Below are 15,620 nucleotides of genomic sequence, written 5' to 3' on the forward strand. Positions count from 1 at the left end.
CATGAGCTCCACCGACACCGCCGCCCCGGCGTTAAAGGAAATCTTCAACGCCCAGCGCTTGCAGCACATCGCTGACGAAATGAGCGCGGTGTACCCGGCGTTCAAGGCCAAGGCGTTTCTCAAACACGCCCAAGAGGGACTCGCTGAACTATCGGTGATGCAACGCATGGCGCGTGTCAGCGAAAGCCTGCATGCCGTATTGCCACTGGATTACGAAGATTCCTTACATGTATTACGTGAACTCGCACCAAGGCTGAACAGCGGCTTCGTCAGCATGTCTTTGCCGCACTACGTCGCGAGCTACGGCGCCCACGCGTTCGACACTTCAATGGATGCGCTGAAATACTTCACCACCTTCGGCTCCTCCGAATTCGCCATCCGTTACTTTTTGCGCAGCGACCTCGAACGCTCGCTGGAACGAATGCATGACTGGACCCGAGACGACAACCACCACGTCCGCCGACTAGCCAGCGAAGGCAGCCGCCCTCGCCTGCCATGGTCGTTTCGCCTGGAAGCGATGCAAGCCAATCCGAAATTGGCCGCCGGGATATTGGATCGGTTGAAGGCGGACGAGAGTTTGTACGTGCGCAAGTCCGTGGCCAACCATTTGAATGACGTGACGAAGGTGCATCCAGAGTGGGTGCTGGACACGATTGAAGGTTGGTCTCTGGAGAACAAGCACACCGCCTGGATTGCGAAGCATGCGTTGCGCAGTTTGATCAAACAGGGGGATTTGCGCGCGTTGACGGTGATTGGCGCAGGCGCGAAGGCTGAGGTTGAGTTGTTGGATGTGCGGGTCGAGCCGGCGGTGGTGAGGTTGGGGGAAGCGATTACTTTGTCGTTTACGGTGAAATCCATGGTGGCGCACGAGCAAAGGCTGGTGATTGATTATGCGATTGAGTATGTGAAGGCGAATGGCGGGGTTTCGAGGAAGGTTTTCAAGTTGAAGACTCTGGGATTAGCGGGGTTCGGGACTGAGGTAGTGCGACGGAATCAAGTCATCAAGGATTTTACGACGCGCAAGCATTTTGCCGGGCGACATGGGGTGCAGGTGATGGTTAATGGGGAGGTGTTGGGGAGTGCGGCGTTTGAGGTTTTGATTTGAGGCGTGAGTTATTTATTCACCAAAACAGCCGGTAGAGGATCAGTGCACTGGCAGCCGTGCATCGATATTGAGCGCGGCGGTACAGTGGACGACTCACGGCTTCAGCGCTTACCAACTTCCGTATGGAATGCCGAATTTCTCGATATAGCGCTTGGACTTTTCGCTGACGGGATAGGCGTAGCGACCACCGTTTTTCCCAAGCTCCGGCCCTAGCGGCTCAATCTCGCCTTGCGCTCGAGCAACCTTTATCGGTCGATGACATGAGTCTCTCACCCACACCTGAACAACACCGCCCGGAGCAAGTCCCAAGTAAACAGAGGCCATGAAGCGTGCTGTCCTGTCAGGTCTCTCGGGGCACCGTTGATTGGTGGAAGTCACCATTATCTGCCTGGCATTCTCTGGAATATCCACCCACGCTTGCCACGTTTTCTGTTCAACGATTGATTGCCAGCGAACATAGATACGAATGGGTAGATCGGCCCCCACCACTCTTTTACCGCTGCCCCCCACCCCTGTCCAGCCGCGGGCAGAGTCCGTACCGTCTTCAGGCTCTCCGCCAGCAGCAGTCCCTCCACCGGTTCTAAAGAAAACTCTGCCGGTTATGTCCTGCACCGAACTGTCCTCCACCCATACCTTCATGTAATCCGGCTCAGTGAAAGCCAGCTCCCACCATTTCGATTTTGGATTGCTCTTGGATGAGAGCAGATCAGAAGACTGGCAACCCGTTATGCACACGCCAAGTAGCAGGGCGACAAATAATTTCATTACCAAAGAGTCCAATCAGGCACGTGGGGATGCTGCACGCGAATCGCGTCTGCGGTGGGCGCATTGATATAGACGGCGCGGACTCCACTGCCGTCTCTTCTTCCAAGAGGGTGATTCCAATTTGCGGACATGTGAATGTATTTCAACCTCAGCAGGTTTTCCTCTTGCTGAGTTGTGATGTAGTCACCTGCGACAAATCGATCGCACAACGCCTGAAGCTCTGACGGGACCGCCAAAGCAGCCGTGGCTGGAATATCATCGAAGCGAACCCCCTTCTCTTTTGCCAAGCTATGCATCACCCGAAGATATACCCTCGACAACAACCCGCTTACGGGACGTTTGAGTTGCAGAGCTGCATAGACGCGCTTTCTACGGGGACTGAGCCGATCCTGTTGATCCACGGGCAGGAGAAGCGCGTCCGGCGTAACAATTTCCAGCAGATCTTCGGGCCACCCCCTTGAGATCCACTCATTTTTAATAACCATGGCATCGCGGTAGATCGACGTAGTAGATACATCGGTAAACTTCGAGACTTCAAGCGTTTGCATTGGACTGACGAGTACACACTCTTGAATGTCATCGCGGTAACCGCCGCCGATATCGGAATGCACCCCAGGAAGAACGACTTCCAAGTGGTCGGCTTTAACACGACTCAATGCGAAATTAGCGCGATATTCGTCCCGCGCCGACAGCTGAACGACGTCAGTAAAAAACCGCCGGTCGAGGTAGAGCTTGATACCCGTGGCCACAGGACTTTTAACGTTGCCAAAATTCGACCAGCCAGCGACCGACGGCACGGTGTCGAACAGCCCGATGAATCCCATGTTGATGCTGCCTTGGTACTGATCGATAAAGGTGCGACTAAAGTCGCTCGCATTGTTGCGCAATACATCTCCGAGTGGCCCTTGTTTTCCACGGACGACTGCATTGGCAAAATGCCTCGCGGCAGCTGCGCCTCGACTAAAACCGAACGTATCGAAAGTCAGCGAGGTAATTTCACTGTTTGGATTTTCGTTGATTACATCTTCAATACGCGATTTGATCTCGCTAAATGATTGTTGGACACGACCCGCTATACCCGTGTCTCCGCGGCCCGTGCCTGCTCCGAATGTACTGTCCTCTTCTCCCGATTGAGTGCCAATCCCCTCTATGTACACCCTGCGAAACGCCCGCTTGTGCGAGCAGTCTCCTTCGGCTTTCTGAGGTGCGAAGTACAGTTCGCTCAGTTTGTAAACGTTGGTTGTTTCATTGGCATAGCTACTGTCTGGATTGCGCATATAGGGCTGGCAACTGGCAGGAATATCCTCAGGCGCAATCGGATGCTGAGCACCACACAACAGCCCCGCGGCAGAGTTGTTTGCGTTGTTGCCCGTGCCATCAAAGAACACCCCAATCCTCAATGCAATCCCGATTTTCTCAGGTTCGCGCGCGGGCTCTTTACCGTGTTTCTCATACTCGGCCCAATGCTGGGCGTGGATGTCGACGGGTTTGGCTTCTTCGTAACGATAGTTTTTCGGCGGGTTTGGAACGTAGCCACTCAATCCTTGATTCCTTCTGATCCTTGAAGAACGGCCGGAAGGGTGACAGCCGGAAGGGGACGGTGCAAGCCGTGGCGGTGTGCCAGCCATGGGTGCGTTAGTGCGCGCAGGCTCACTCCCAAAGGGGAATGAGCCTGGCTGGGGATGGCGGGTCAGATCGACCGCTGATTCACCCGCGCCATCAACTGTTCAGCGCTTTCCTTGCGCTCGGAATAGCGGTCCACCAGGTGCGCCTTCTGCCCCCGCAGCAGCACGGTGAACTTGACCAGTTCTTCCATCACATCCACCACACGATCGTAAAACGGCGAAGGTTTCATCCGCCCTTCTTCGTCGAACTCCATATAGGCCTTCGGCACCGAGGATTGGTTGGGGATGGTGAACATGCGCATCCAGCGGCCGAGGACGCGTAGCTGGTTGACCACGTTGAACGACTGCGAGCCGCCGCAGACCTGCATCACCGCCAGGGTTTTGCCTTGGGTCGGGCGTACAGCGCCGAGTTCCAGCGGGATCCAGTCGATCTGCGCTTTGAACACGGCGGACATCGCACCGTGGCGTTCTGGCGAGCACCAGACCTGGCCTTCCGACCACAACACCAGATCGCGCAGTTCCTGGACCTTGGGATGGTCAACCGGGACGTCGTCGGGTAAGGGCAGACCGGATGGGTTGAAGATCCGCGTTTCGGCGCCGAAGTGCTCAAGCAGGCGTGCGGCCTCCTCGACCAGCAAACGGCTGAACGAGCGCTCGCGGGTCGAGCCGTAGAGCAGAAGGATGCGCGGTTTGTGTTCGCCGACATTCGATGGCTTGGCCGCGTCGAACAGACTTGCGTCGAGGTTGGGCAGCTGGTCTGACATGAAGCCTCCTTACAGCGTGCCGATGCGGTCGAGTTCGGCTTTCAGTTGCTCGCGACTGAGCGAGTGAAACGGCAGATCGAGGAAGGCCTGGCAGCGCTGGCCGATGCGCATCAAAGTGGCGTGGAATGCCGCGTCGATTGACGCTTCGTCGCCCTGCACTTCGGACGGATCCTCCAGTCCCCAATGCGTTTTCAGTGCCACACCGAAATACACCGGACAGGTTTCGCCGGCGGCTTTGTCGCAGACAGTGATGACGATATCCGGCGGGTTGTTTGCGAAGGCGTCGTTGCCTTTGCTGTGCAACCCGTCGATGGCGATACCGTGCTTTTGCAAAGTCGACAGGCTACGCGGCAGAACCTGGCCTTTGGGAAAACTGCCGGCACTCACCGCTTGGAAACCAGCGGGGGCCAGGTGATTGAACATGCCTTCGGAAAGAATGCTGCGGCAGCTGTTGGCCGTGCACATGAACAGGACTCGCATCGTTGCGCTCCGTAAAAAGTGGAAGATTCAGCAGCAGGCGCGTTCGCGCACGGGACGGCCATCCATGTTTTGCAGGCGCGCGGCGTTGTCCTTGAGCCAATCGGCATTGGCCTTGACCGTCACCTGGAGTATTTCGCTGATCCATGCCGGCAGCTCCGGGTTCAGGCGGTAATACACCCACTGGCCCTGACGGCGGTCGAGCAGCAAACCATTGCTACGCAGTTGCGCGAGGTGGCGGCTGATTTTCGGCTGGCTGTCGTCCAGCGCGCACATCAGCTCGCAGACACAGAGTTCACCTTGCTCGGCGATGAGCAGGATGGCGCGGACGCGGGTTTCGTCGGCGAGGCTTTTGAAGACTTCGGTGGGGGTGATCATGGTGATTGGCTCGCCATATGCGGGAAATCGAATATACGGATATCCATATATTTATCAACCCGCGAAAGCAGCCACGGTGAATAACCCTGTGGGAGCGAGCCTGCTCGCGAAGGCGGTGGGTCAGGCGAGATTTGAGTATCAGATACACCGCTTTCGCGAGCCTGCTCGCTCCCACAGGGGGATTTGGATGCGGCAGGTTTAACCGCGTAAAAGCCCCTGCTCCGCCTCACACAACCCCACCACATAATCCCAGACCACCCGCAGCCGCACCGATTTGTGCAGCTCTCGCCGCGTGCTGATCCAGTAACTGCGCTCGATGCTTTCATCCGGCAACAGCGCCACCAGATCCGGGTCGGACGCGGCCATGTAACACGGCAGCACGGCGATGCCCAACCCCGAGCGCGCCGCTTCCTGTTGGGCAATGACGCTGGTGCTGTGAAACACCACGCGCGGGCTGCGGCAGAAGCTGTTGAGGAACATCAGTTCCTGGCTGAACAGCAGATCATCCACGTAACCGATCCACGCGTGTCGGCCGAGGTCTTCGCGGCTATGCAGCGGCGGCGATTTGTCGAGGTAACTCTGGCTGGCGTACAACGCAAGCCGATAGTCAGTCAGCTTGCGCGTGACCAGCATGTCGGCGGATGGACGCTCGAGGTGGATGCTGATTTCCGCTTCGCGGTTGAGAATGCTGACGAAGCGCGGCACGGCGACCAGTTCCACCTCGAGGCCTGGGTAACGCTCAAACAAGCCGATCATGCGACTGGCGAGAAACTTGATGCCCAGCCCTTCGGTGACCCCCACACGGATCTTGCCCAGCGGCGCGGTGGACTGCGTGATTTCTTCCTGCGCCAGGAGCGCGACGTTTTCCATCGCTTCGGCGTGCTTGAGCAGCGCCTCCCCCGCCGGAGTCATTTCATAGCCTTGGGCGTGCTGGACGAACAGTGCGGTGCCGAGGCTTTTCTCGATCGATTCGATATGCCGCGCCACGGTCGCGTGGGTGGTATTGAGCCGGCGCGCGGCGGTGAGCAGGCGGCCACTGCGTTGCAGCTCGAGAAAAAAGCGCAGGTCGTTCCAGTCGAACATGGCAGGTCCTTGTCAGCTATCGTCACTTCGGGTTGTTTGAAAACGCACAGCGGCTGCGCAAAAACTAACATTCTTTTAACGAAAGCTAACAACTAGAGTGTCCGACAATAAAAACAAAAAGCGAGGTCAGGGCATGCAGACGTCCCTGGATGAATTCGACTACATCGTGGTCGGCGCCGGCCCTGCCGGTTGCTTGCTGGCCAACCGGCTCTCAGCGGATCCCCAGCAACGGGTGTTGCTGCTCGAAGCCGGCGGACGCGACAACTACGCCTGGATTCATATTCCTGTGGGTTACCTGTTCTGCATCGGTAATCCGCGCACCGACTGGTGCTTCAAAACCGAACAACAACCCGGCCTCAACGGCCGCGCGCTAAGCTATCCGCGCGGCAAGGTGCTGGGCGGCTGTTCGTCGATCAACGGCATGATCTACATGCGCGGCCAGGCCGGCGACTATGACGGCTGGGCGGCCGCAGGCAATCCGGGCTGGGCCTGGAAGGATGTGCTGCCGCTGTTCAAACAGAGCGAAAACCACTTTGCCGGCGGCGCAGAGTTTCATGGTGATCAGGGCGAATGGCGAGTCGAGCAACAGCGCTTGTCGTGGCCGATTCTGGACGCCTTTCGCAGCGCTGCCGAGCAAAGCGGCATTGCCAGCATCAATGACTTCAACCAGGGCGACAACGAGGGCTGCGGCTACTTTCAGGTCAACCAGAAAGCCGGGGTGCGCTGGAACGCGGCCAAGGCATTTTTGAAACCGCTGCGAGGCCGGGCGAACCTGACTGTGCTGACCGGCGTAGAGGTTGATCGTGTGTTGCTGGAGGACGGCCGCGCGACGAAAGTCCGCGCGCAGCATGAAGGCGAGACCAGACAGTTCAAGGCGCGCAAGGAGATTGTTTTGTGCGCCGGCTCGGTCGGTTCACCGAGCATTCTGCAGCGCTCGGGAATCGGTCCGCGCCCGCTGCTCGAACGCTTGGGCATCGGCGTGATTCATGAGTTGCCGGGCGTCGGCAGCAACCTGCAGGATCACCTGCAACTGCGCCTTATCTACAAGCTGGAAAACGCCCGCACCCTGAACCAGATCGCCGGTAGCGTATGGGGCAAGATGGGCATGGGCCTGCGTTATCTGTACGACCGCAGCGGGCCGCTGTCGATGGCGCCGAGTCAGTTGGGCGCGTTCGCCCGATCCGGCCCGGAGCAAACTTCGGCGAACCTGCAATACCACGTGCAGCCGCTGTCGCTGGAGCGCTTTGGCGAGCCACTGCACAGCTTCCCGGCGTTCACCGCCTCGGTGTGCGACCTGCGCCCGCAGAGCCGTGGACGCATTGAAATACGCTCCGCCGATCCGCAAGCGGCACCGCTGATTCAACCCAATTACCTCAGCCATCCAGAAGATCTGCGCGTCGCCGCCGATGCGATTCGCCTGACCCGGCGCATTGTCAGCGCCCCTGCCCTGCAAGCGTTCAAACCGGTCGAATACCTGCCAGGCGACAGCTTGCAAAGCGAAGAACAATTGCATGAAGCGGCGGCAAAGATCGGCACAACGATTTTCCATCCGGTCGGCACTTGCCGCATGGGCAACGACGGAGACGCGGTGGTCGATGCGCAGCTGCGCGTGCACGGCGTGCCGGGGTTGCGCGTTGCCGATGCGTCGGTCATGCCAAGAATTACCTCAGGCAATACGTGTTCGCCTACGCTGATGATTGCCGAGAAGGCGGCACAACTGATTTTGTCCAGATCGGCAGATATTTCCCCTGTGGGAGCGAGCCTGCTCGCGAATGCGGTAGCTCACTCAGCCTAGGAGTTGACTGACAAAAAGCTTTCGCGAGCAGGGTCGCTCCCACAGGAATCATCACCAGACTCAGGCATCGCGCTTCACCCGGACACGCAACACCAGTGGAACAACAAAAACAATCACTGTGAGGGATACCGATATGTCAGAACACGTTCAGCCGCTGGACGCTGCGGGCAGCGCCGAGACCAGCAACGCCACGCAAAAAGTCATCTTCGCCTCGTCACTCGGGACGGTGTTCGAGTGGTATGACTTCTTCCTCTACGGCGCCCTCGCGGCGGTGATCAGCAAGCAGTTCTTCGCCGGGGTCAACGACACCACGGCGTTCATCTTCGCGCTGATGGCGTTCGCCGCCGGCTTTATCGTGCGGCCGTTCGGCGCACTGGTGTTCGGCCGTTTGGGCGACATGATCGGACGCAAATACACCTTTCTTGCAACGATCATTCTGATGGGCGTGGCGACGTTCTGCGTTGGCCTGCTGCCGACCTACGCCAGCATCGGCATCGCCGCGCCGATCATTCTGGTGGTGCTGCGCATGCTTCAGGGCTTGGCGCTCGGTGGCGAATACGGTGGTGCGGCGACTTACGTGGCCGAACACGCGCCGATCGGCAAACGCGGTTTCCACACCAGCTGGATTCAATCCACCGCGACCCTCGGCCTGTTGCTGTCGCTGCTGGTGGTGCTCGGTTGCCGCTACTTCACCGGCGACCAGTTTGAAGTCTGGGGCTGGCGCATTCCGTTCCTGCTGTCGATTGTGCTGCTGGGCATTTCCACCTGGATTCGCCTGAGCCTGCACGAGTCGCCGGCCTATCTGAAAATGAAGGAAGAAGGCAAAACCTCTAAGGCGCCGATTCGCGAATCCTTCGGCAAATGGGAGAACCTTAAAGTCGTGCTGATCGCCCTGTTCAGCATCAACGCCGGGCAGGCGGTGACCTTCTACGCCGCGCAGTTCTACGTACTGTTCTTCCTCACCCAGTTCCTGAAAATGGACCCGGCGGTGGCCAACAGTCTGCTGATCATCAGTGTGGTGATCGGCGCGCCGTTCTTCATCTTTTTCGGCTGGCTGTCGGACAAGGTCGGGCGCAAACCGGTGCTGATGCTCGGCCTGCTGCTGGCGACCGCGCTGTACTTTCCAATCTTCAAATCCTTGGCGCACTACGCCAACCCGGCGATCGATCAGGCCAGCCGTCAGGCGCCGATCACCGTGCTCGCCGACCCGGCCACTTGCACCTTCCAGTTCGATCCGGTGGGCAAGGCCAAATTCGACAGCCCGTGCGACAAGGTCAAGACCTTCCTGGTCAAGCAAGGCCTGCCTTATTCCAGCGTCGCCGCGCCTGCGGGCAGCGCCGTGCAAGTGAGTGTCGGCGATGTAAAACTCGACGGGTTTGATGAGGCGGCATTGCGCGGCGCGATCACTCTCGCCGGTTATCCGCAACAGGCTGATATGCAGCAGATCAACAAACCGATGATCGTTGCTCTGATCGTCGCACTGATCATCATTTCGGCCATGTGCTACGGCCCGCTGGCAGCGCTGATGGTCGAACTGTTCCCGACGCGCATTCGCTACACCTCGATGTCGCTGCCCTATCACATCGGCAACGGCTGGTTTGGCGGGTTCCTGCCGACGGTGTCGTTCGCGCTGGTGGTGTACACCGGGGACATTTTCTACGGGCTGTGGTATCCGGTGCTGATTACCGGGGTGAGCCTGGTGGTGGGGATGATCTGTCTGCGTGAGACGAAGAATATCGATCTCGATAAAAACTGAAAAACCCGCTGACACAATGGCGAGGGAAGCGATTCTCTCGCCCTTTTTTTTGGCTCAGGCGTCCGCCTTGATCACTTCGAATTTAACCTGGTCCGGATAAAAGGCCAGGTAGTCGCGGATCGGTGCGACGGAGACCTTCGGGTTTTCGTACGTCCACACCGCGTTGGCACCCTCATGTCCGGGCACTTGCAGGCTGAAATAGTTGGCGTCGCCCTTGTACGGGCAATAGCTGGTGTGGTCGGTGCGAGCGAAGTATTTTTCGTCGATGTCTTCGCGCGGGATGTAGTAGACCGGCGGGTAGTTGGCCTCATTGAGGATCAGCGCGTGGGAAGACGCGGCGACCTGGATGCCGTGGAATTTCACCAGCAGGCAGCCGCTGAGTTGTTCAACGCTGATCACGGGGCTGGGGCTTTTCATGGAGTTCTCCTGAAGACGGCGAAGAGACCGGTTCAGGTATAGCTGATGGATTCGCAGATCGAGTGGATTACGGCCGAACGGCTAAACCTCCTGCAACGTTTTATCTGTATATCCATACAGATAAAAGTTGCTCCTATCGCGAACTCCCGCCATCCTGTGGCCTCTCCACACACCAACCAGCGATGGTAGCTATGCGGCTGTACCTCTGTGAAAAACCTTCCCAGGCCAAAGACATTGCGGCCGTGCTCGGCGCCAGGCGTCGCGGCGATGGCTGCTGGCTGGGGACGGACGTCACAGTGACTTGGTGCATCGGCCACTTGCTCGAAACCGCGCCGCCGGACGCCTACGACGCGCGCTACAAACGCTGGGTGCTGGCCGATCTTCCGATCATTCCGGACAAGTGGAAAATGACCGTCAAGCCGCGCACTGCCAGTCAGTACAAAGCGGTCAAGCGCCTGCTCGGCGAGGCCAGCGAACTGATCATCGCCACCGACGCCGACCGTGAGGGCGAGATGATCGCCCGGGAACTGGTCGAGCACTGCCGCTATCGCGGGCCGATCCGCCGCTTGTGGCTGTCGGCGCTGGACGAGGCATCGATTTGCAAAGCACTGGCTGCGCTGAAGCCAGGAGCCGAAACATTCAGCCTGTATCACTCGGCGTTGGGTCGTTCGCGGGCCGATTGGCTGATCGGGATGAACATGAGTCGGTTGTTCACCTTGCTGGGCCGGCAGTCGGGTTATCAGGGCGTGTTGCCCGTGGGCCGGGTGCAGACGCCGACCCTGCGACTGGTGGTCGACCGCGACCGCAGCATCGCCGATTTCGTCCCCGTGCCCTTCTGGGCTATCGACGTGGATCTGCTGTACAACGGCACGGCATTTATCGCACAGTGGCGCGCACCATCAGACGTTTGTGATGATCAGGATCGCTGCCTGAATCAGGCGTTGGCGCAGCAAGCGGCAGCGGCGATCAAGAACGCTGACAGCGCTCGAGTGATCAAGCTGAAAACCGAGCGCATGCGCGAAGTCGCGCCCCTGCCCTTCGATCTCGGCACCTTGCAGGAAGTCTGCTCGAAAAAGCTTGGCCTCGGCGCCCAGGAAACCCTCGACATCGCCCAGGCCCTTTACGAAACCTACAAAGTCATCACCTATCCGCGCAGTGATTGCGGCTTTCTGCCGTTGAGCCAACACAGTGAGGCGCCATCGATCCTCACCGCGTTGCGGCAGGCTGATCCAAGCCTTGAAGCCTTGCAGGGTTTTCTCGAACCGCAGCGGCGCTCTCGGGCCTGGAATGACGCCAAGGTCAGCGCTCACCACGGCATCATTCCCACCATTGCCGCGAAAAACCTCGAACGCCTGACCGGCAAGCATCACGCGGTGTACACGCTGATTCGCGCGCGCTACCTGGCGCAGTTCCTGCCAAATCACGAATATGATCGCACCCAGGCCGATTTCGATTGCAACGGGCAGGCGTTGCGCGCGGTCGGCAAGCAGATCATCGAAGCGGGCTGGAAGCGCGCATTGCCCGAAGCGTTAGCCCCGGCCAAAGGCCGCGAAGCCCCCGCGCCGCAAACCTTGCCGACCCTCAGCCAAGGCGTCGAATGCGCTGTGGCGAAGGTGAATCTCAAGGATCTTTGGACGCAACCGCCCAAACCCTACACCGAAGGCGATCTGATCAAGGCAATGAAGAACGTTGCCAAACTGGTCGAGGATCCGTTGCTCAAACAGAAACTCAAAGACACCACCGGCATCGGCACCGAAGCCACCCGCGCGTCGATCATCCAGGGCTTGCTTGATCGCGGTTATCTGGTCAAGAACGGCAAGGCACTGGCGGCGACACCTGCGGCATTCAGCCTGATCGATGCGGTGCCGCGCGCGATCGCCGATCCCGGCACCACGGCGATCTGGGAACAGGCCCTGGACATGGTGCAGAGCGGCGAGATGAGTCTGGAAGAATTCGTCACCAAACAGGCCGCGTGGATGAGCAAGCAAGTCAGCCGCTGTTCCGCCCTCAGCCTGACCATCAGCGGCCCGCCGCCTGCCGGCAAAACCGCAGCGCCGTGGAAGAAAAAGCGCAAGTCGACGGCCAGCAAAACCACCGGTACGCGCAAGCGCACGGTGCGTCCGGCGACTCGCTGAATCCTTCGCGGTTCCCTTGTATACGTTGTCGAAGCGGATCTTTTCTCATTCCAAAACAGCTTTGTCCGACAATATGTAGTGCTTGAAAATAATCACTACAAAACCGTTGACGGCATCGTTTTGCTTTTGCATGATGAAGACGTTCCCCGATCGGGAGCACTGGTAACACGCTTGAGCAAACTCGTCTGACCGCCGAGTTGTTTTTTCCGGATACACGCTGCCCACAAGGCAGATTGAAGAAGCTGACCTGGCCTGAACGTCCAGTACAAGGACGAGAAGCGCTGGCGAAAATTCTCAAGACGCTTGTGGCCGACACTGGATTGTCGTCAAGGAGCCTCCCGGTTTTCGCTGCTTCTCCTCGTTGTGACGCTATTGCGTAGCAGTTATTCAACACGACTACATGCAACAGATGCATGACCCCGTACTTCACACGGGCGAGCGCTGACGTCCTGGTTTCGGTGCCAGGGATCAACTAACCGATGGGCTACCTGTATTAGCGAATCAACTTTGAAAGATCACCAGACTGGTCAAGGAGCATAACAATGAATCTGAACAATCAACCCACCATCGAAGAACTGGCGCGTATGTTCGCGGCGCAGAAAGACAGCCACGACAGCCATATTCTCTGGATCAGCAAGTCGGGCCAGGTACACATCGACTGCCTGTCGCCCCACGCTGGCGAAGAGGAATTCGACCGCAACCACCAGAACCTGCTGGCCCGCCTGAAGATGTACCGCCGCGGCCACGGTTATGTCGGCAAGAAGGCTGCGGCCGACAAGGACTTCATTGGCAGTGTGCTGCAGACGCTGAAACAGGCGTGGGATTCGCTGCAGAATCAGAATGAAGTTCGGGTGATTGATCGGTTGTATTGAATAACGCTTTAGTAAAAAAGGGCCTGCTTCGATAAGAAGCAGGCCCTTTTTACATCCAGAACTCACCCCGCAACTTTGTGGGAGCGAGCCTGCTCGCGAATGCAGTCTTCAGGCGCAAGCATCAGTGTCTGACATGCCACATTCGCGAGCAGGCTCGCTCCCACAGGTCTTGTTCATGTCATATGCGTTTGCAGAACAAGATCAACAAACGCCAACGCCGCCGCGCTGTGATAATTGTTCCTGCGCCGCAACAACGCCGCGCCACGCTGTGGCGCCTCCCCTTCGACCCGCAAGCGGCGCAACGCGCGGTCTTCACTGGCAATCGCCTCGGGCAACATAGTCGCCAGCGGCGCATGCCGCACCACTTCCAGCAACGTACTCACCGAATTCACTTCAATCCGCACCTGCGGCGTAATCCCGTGCTCACGGAAATACTTATCCACCAATAACCGCGTAATGAAGCCCGGCGCCAGCAAGGCGAAATCCATTGAAGCCAATTCCGTCGGCGTCAACACCGAAGGGCTGTCATAGAGCGGATGCCCAGGCCCGACCATGATCCCCAGCGTCTCGGTAAACGCCGGTATGCATTCGATATCGGCATTGCGCACCGGCGTAAACGCGATCGCGACATCCAGCGAGTCATCCGCCAGCCCTGCCTCGATGTCGTCCATCGACAGTTCGAACACTTCCAGATGAATCCCGGGAAACAGTGCCCCATAGTCGCGCACCAGTGGCCCGACCAGATACGCCATGAACGTCGGCGTCATCGCCAGGCGCAGGGTGCCGCGGGACAAGTCCTTCACGTCGTGCAAGGCGCGCTGCCCGGCCTCCAGCTCCACCAGCACGCGCCGCGCGCACTCGATGTAAGCCACGCCGGCATCCGTAAGCTTCACCGTGCGTGAGGTGCGATCGAACAGGCTCACGCCGAGGGTCTCCTCCAGTTGCCGGATCTGTTGCGACAGGGTCGGCTGCGACACGTGCAGCGCTTCGGCGGCGCGGGTGAAGCCACCGTGATCGGCAACGGCGAGCAAATAACGCAAATGTCGCAACAGCATGAGGGCACCATCTATAGGCAGGGCTTATGCGAAGCATTGTATATCGGTCTTGGACGCTATGAATCGACCGGCGCAACATTGCTTCCACACACAGCAAGCCAACCCCTGAAAGGAGTGACACCATGCAACAGTCCCACGTTTACAACGACAACAGCCTGGCCCTGACCACCCGCGTTCTCGACGCCAAGGCGAAAAAAGATCTGTCGTGGCAGGATCTTGCTGACGGCACCGGCCTCAGCCTGGCCTACGTCACCGCCGCCCTGCTCGGCCAGCATCCGCTGCCGGAAAACGCTGCTCGAGTGGTCGGCGACAAGCTTGACCTCAACGCCGATGACGTCGCCGCTCTGCAGATCATTCCTTTGCGTGGCAGCCTCAGCGGCGTGCCGACCGATCCGACCATCTACCGTTTTTACGAAATGATCCAGATCTACGGCACCACGCTGAAAGCACTGGTTCATGAACAGTTCGGTGACGGCATCATCAGCGCGATCAACTTCAAACTGGACATCAAAAAAGTCGAAGACCCGGAAGGCGGCTCCCGCGCCGTGGTGACCCTCGACGGCAAGTTCCTGCCGCTGCGTCCGTTCTGATACGCCCGGCCCGCACCCTGCGTGCGGGCCATCTCATTTCTGCCACGAGGACACGCCCATGAAAGCCCTGATCGACGGCTTCCTGAAATTCCAGAACGAAGCCTTCCCGCAACGCAGCGAACTGTTCAAACATCTGGCCACGACTCAGCAACCCGGCACGCTGTTCATCACCTGTTCCGACAGTCGCGTGGTGCCTGAGCTGCTGACCCAGCAAGAGCCCGGCGAACTGTTCGTGATCCGTAACGCCGGCAATATCGTGCCTTCCTACAGCCCGCATCCGGGCGGGGTATCGGCGACAGTGGAGTATGCGGTGGCGGTACTGGGGGTGACCGATATCGTGATTTGCGGCCACTCCGATTGCGGCGCAATGACGGCGATTGCCCAGTGCAAATGCATGGATCACCTGCCCGCCGTCAGCGGCTGGCTGCAGCATGCCGAGTCGGCGAAGGTGATGAACGAAGCGCGCGTGCATGGCAGCGACGCGGCGAAATTGAGCTCGATGGTGCGCGAGAACGTGATTGCGCAACTGGCAAATATTCAAACTCATCCGAGTGTGCGCCTGGCGCAGGAGCAAGGGCGGCTGAATCTGCATGGCTGGGTGTATGACATCGAGACCGGCTCGATCGACGCGCTGTCGGCCGACCGCCGCACGTTTGTGCCGCTGGTCGAGCAACCTGAGACTTGCGCGATCAGCGCGCAAGCCAGCCACGCTGCCTGACTCCCCACCGTGATCGTTCCCACGCTCTGCGTGGGAATGCCTCAAGGGACGCTCTGCGTCCAGTGACGCGGAGCGTCACGGGCTG

15 protein-coding genes are annotated in these 15,620 nt (G+C 58.9%); 7 read left to right on the forward strand and 8 right to left on the reverse strand.

Annotation, left to right across the window (positions count from 1 at the left end; all coding sequences use genetic code 11):
- Position 1: 1 nt before the first annotated feature.
- Positions 2 to 1,105, forward strand: coding sequence for a DNA alkylation repair protein (locus tag ACZ0AZ_RS24690; protein ID WP_463538362.1), 1,104 nt, complete (start codon positions 2 to 4; stop codon positions 1,103 to 1,105).
- 108 nt (positions 1,106 to 1,213) lie between these two features.
- Here ACZ0AZ_RS24690 and ACZ0AZ_RS24695 read toward each other — a convergent pair whose 3' ends face one another.
- The 6 genes from ACZ0AZ_RS24695 to ACZ0AZ_RS24720 form a co-directional block, all read right to left on the reverse strand.
- Positions 1,214 to 1,870, reverse strand: coding sequence for a DUF2931 family protein (locus ACZ0AZ_RS24695; RefSeq protein WP_463538363.1), 657 nt, complete (start codon positions 1,868 to 1,870; stop codon positions 1,214 to 1,216).
- Entirely contained in the window at positions 1,870 to 3,411 is a 1,542-nt protein-coding gene (locus ACZ0AZ_RS24700) for a phospholipase effector Tle1 domain-containing protein (protein WP_463570637.1), read from the reverse strand. The genes ACZ0AZ_RS24695 and ACZ0AZ_RS24700 overlap by 1 nt, the downstream gene beginning before the upstream one ends.
- Positions 3,412 to 3,560: 149 nt before the next feature.
- Positions 3,561 to 4,259: an arsenical resistance protein ArsH gene (gene arsH, locus ACZ0AZ_RS24705; protein ID WP_463538364.1), complete on the reverse strand. Its 699-nt coding sequence runs from the start codon at positions 4,257 to 4,259 to the stop codon at positions 3,561 to 3,563.
- 9 nt (positions 4,260 to 4,268) lie between these two features.
- Complete coding sequence (locus tag ACZ0AZ_RS24710; protein ID WP_463538365.1) at positions 4,269 to 4,739, reverse strand: arsenate reductase ArsC; 471 nt, start codon at positions 4,737 to 4,739, stop codon at positions 4,269 to 4,271.
- A 27-nt stretch (positions 4,740 to 4,766) separates the two neighbouring features.
- Positions 4,767 to 5,114, reverse strand: a complete 348-nt coding sequence (locus tag ACZ0AZ_RS24715) for a metalloregulator ArsR/SmtB family transcription factor (RefSeq protein WP_463538366.1) — start codon at positions 5,112 to 5,114, stop codon at positions 4,767 to 4,769.
- 198 nt (positions 5,115 to 5,312) lie between these two features.
- Positions 5,313 to 6,197, reverse strand: coding sequence for a LysR family transcriptional regulator (locus tag ACZ0AZ_RS24720; RefSeq protein ID WP_039763138.1), 885 nt, complete (start codon positions 6,195 to 6,197; stop codon positions 5,313 to 5,315).
- A 133-nt stretch (positions 6,198 to 6,330) separates the two neighbouring features.
- Here ACZ0AZ_RS24720 and ACZ0AZ_RS24725 point away from each other — a divergent pair, with 133 nt between their 5' ends.
- Both ACZ0AZ_RS24725 and ACZ0AZ_RS24730 read left to right on the forward strand, forming a co-directional pair.
- Positions 6,331 to 7,992, forward strand: a complete 1,662-nt coding sequence (locus tag ACZ0AZ_RS24725; protein WP_463538367.1) for a GMC family oxidoreductase — start codon at positions 6,331 to 6,333, stop codon at positions 7,990 to 7,992.
- A 133-nt stretch (positions 7,993 to 8,125) separates the two neighbouring features.
- Complete coding sequence (locus tag ACZ0AZ_RS24730; RefSeq protein WP_024013261.1) at positions 8,126 to 9,748, forward strand: MFS transporter; 1,623 nt, start codon at positions 8,126 to 8,128, stop codon at positions 9,746 to 9,748.
- 54 nt (positions 9,749 to 9,802) lie between these two features.
- Here ACZ0AZ_RS24730 and ACZ0AZ_RS24735 read toward each other — a convergent pair whose 3' ends face one another.
- Positions 9,803 to 10,165, reverse strand: a complete 363-nt coding sequence (locus ACZ0AZ_RS24735) for a DUF427 domain-containing protein (RefSeq protein WP_463538368.1) — start codon at positions 10,163 to 10,165, stop codon at positions 9,803 to 9,805.
- Between the two features lie 191 nt (positions 10,166 to 10,356).
- Here ACZ0AZ_RS24735 and ACZ0AZ_RS24740 point away from each other — a divergent pair, with 191 nt between their 5' ends.
- Both ACZ0AZ_RS24740 and ACZ0AZ_RS24745 read left to right on the forward strand, forming a co-directional pair.
- Positions 10,357 to 12,300, forward strand: coding sequence for a DNA topoisomerase III (locus tag ACZ0AZ_RS24740; protein ID WP_463570635.1), 1,944 nt, complete (start codon positions 10,357 to 10,359; stop codon positions 12,298 to 12,300).
- Between the two features lie 542 nt (positions 12,301 to 12,842).
- Positions 12,843 to 13,172 carry a hypothetical protein gene (locus tag ACZ0AZ_RS24745; RefSeq protein ID WP_129999998.1) on the forward strand — a complete coding sequence of 110 codons (330 nt, stop codon included), beginning with the start codon at positions 12,843 to 12,845 and terminating at the stop codon, positions 13,170 to 13,172.
- A gap of 173 nt (positions 13,173 to 13,345) precedes the next feature.
- Here the strand turns inward: ACZ0AZ_RS24745 and cynR are convergent, their stop codons facing one another.
- On the reverse strand, positions 13,346 to 14,227 hold the full coding sequence (gene cynR / locus ACZ0AZ_RS24750; RefSeq protein WP_463538369.1) for a transcriptional regulator CynR: 882 nt from the start codon (positions 14,225 to 14,227) through the stop codon (positions 13,346 to 13,348).
- 122 nt (positions 14,228 to 14,349) lie between these two features.
- On the opposite strand from cynR, the gene cynS reads away from it, so the two are divergent.
- Together cynS and ACZ0AZ_RS24760 are read left to right on the forward strand one after the other, a co-directional pair.
- The gene (cynS, locus tag ACZ0AZ_RS24755; protein WP_463538370.1) at positions 14,350 to 14,817 is read left to right on the forward strand and encodes a cyanase; all 468 of its coding nucleotides are present in this window, start codon (positions 14,350 to 14,352) and stop codon (positions 14,815 to 14,817) included.
- 58 nt (positions 14,818 to 14,875) lie between these two features.
- The gene (locus tag ACZ0AZ_RS24760; RefSeq protein WP_206421991.1) at positions 14,876 to 15,535 is read left to right on the forward strand and encodes a carbonic anhydrase; all 660 of its coding nucleotides are present in this window, start codon (positions 14,876 to 14,878) and stop codon (positions 15,533 to 15,535) included.
- Positions 15,536 to 15,620 lie beyond the last annotated feature (85 nt).

The sequence above is a fragment of the Pseudomonas sp. AC239 genome (genome assembly GCF_979258545.1).

Coding starts and splice junctions, on each gene's coding strand:
- ACZ0AZ_RS24690 (WP_463538362.1), top strand. CDS start 2: ATGAGCTCCACCGACACCGCCGCCCCGGCGTTAAAGGAAATCTTCAAC.
- ACZ0AZ_RS24695 (WP_463538363.1), bottom strand. CDS start 1,870: ATGAAATTATTTGTCGCCCTGCTACTTGGCGTGTGCATAACGGGTTGC.
- arsH (WP_463538364.1), bottom strand. CDS start 4,259: ATGTCAGACCAGCTGCCCAACCTCGACGCAAGTCTGTTCGACGCGGCC.
- ACZ0AZ_RS24710 (WP_463538365.1), bottom strand. CDS start 4,739: ATGCGAGTCCTGTTCATGTGCACGGCCAACAGCTGCCGCAGCATTCTT.
- ACZ0AZ_RS24715 (WP_463538366.1), bottom strand. CDS start 5,114: ATGATCACCCCCACCGAAGTCTTCAAAAGCCTCGCCGACGAAACCCGC.
- ACZ0AZ_RS24720 (WP_039763138.1), bottom strand. CDS start 6,197: ATGTTCGACTGGAACGACCTGCGCTTTTTTCTCGAGCTGCAACGCAGT.
- ACZ0AZ_RS24725 (WP_463538367.1), top strand. CDS start 6,331: ATGCAGACGTCCCTGGATGAATTCGACTACATCGTGGTCGGCGCCGGC.
- ACZ0AZ_RS24730 (WP_024013261.1), top strand. CDS start 8,126: ATGTCAGAACACGTTCAGCCGCTGGACGCTGCGGGCAGCGCCGAGACC.
- ACZ0AZ_RS24735 (WP_463538368.1), bottom strand. CDS start 10,165: ATGAAAAGCCCCAGCCCCGTGATCAGCGTTGAACAACTCAGCGGCTGC.
- ACZ0AZ_RS24740 (WP_463570635.1), top strand. CDS start 10,357: ATGCGGCTGTACCTCTGTGAAAAACCTTCCCAGGCCAAAGACATTGCG.
- ACZ0AZ_RS24745 (WP_129999998.1), top strand. CDS start 12,843: ATGAATCTGAACAATCAACCCACCATCGAAGAACTGGCGCGTATGTTC.
- cynR (WP_463538369.1), bottom strand. CDS start 14,227: ATGCTGTTGCGACATTTGCGTTATTTGCTCGCCGTTGCCGATCACGGT.
- cynS (WP_463538370.1), top strand. CDS start 14,350: ATGCAACAGTCCCACGTTTACAACGACAACAGCCTGGCCCTGACCACC.
- ACZ0AZ_RS24760 (WP_206421991.1), top strand. CDS start 14,876: ATGAAAGCCCTGATCGACGGCTTCCTGAAATTCCAGAACGAAGCCTTC.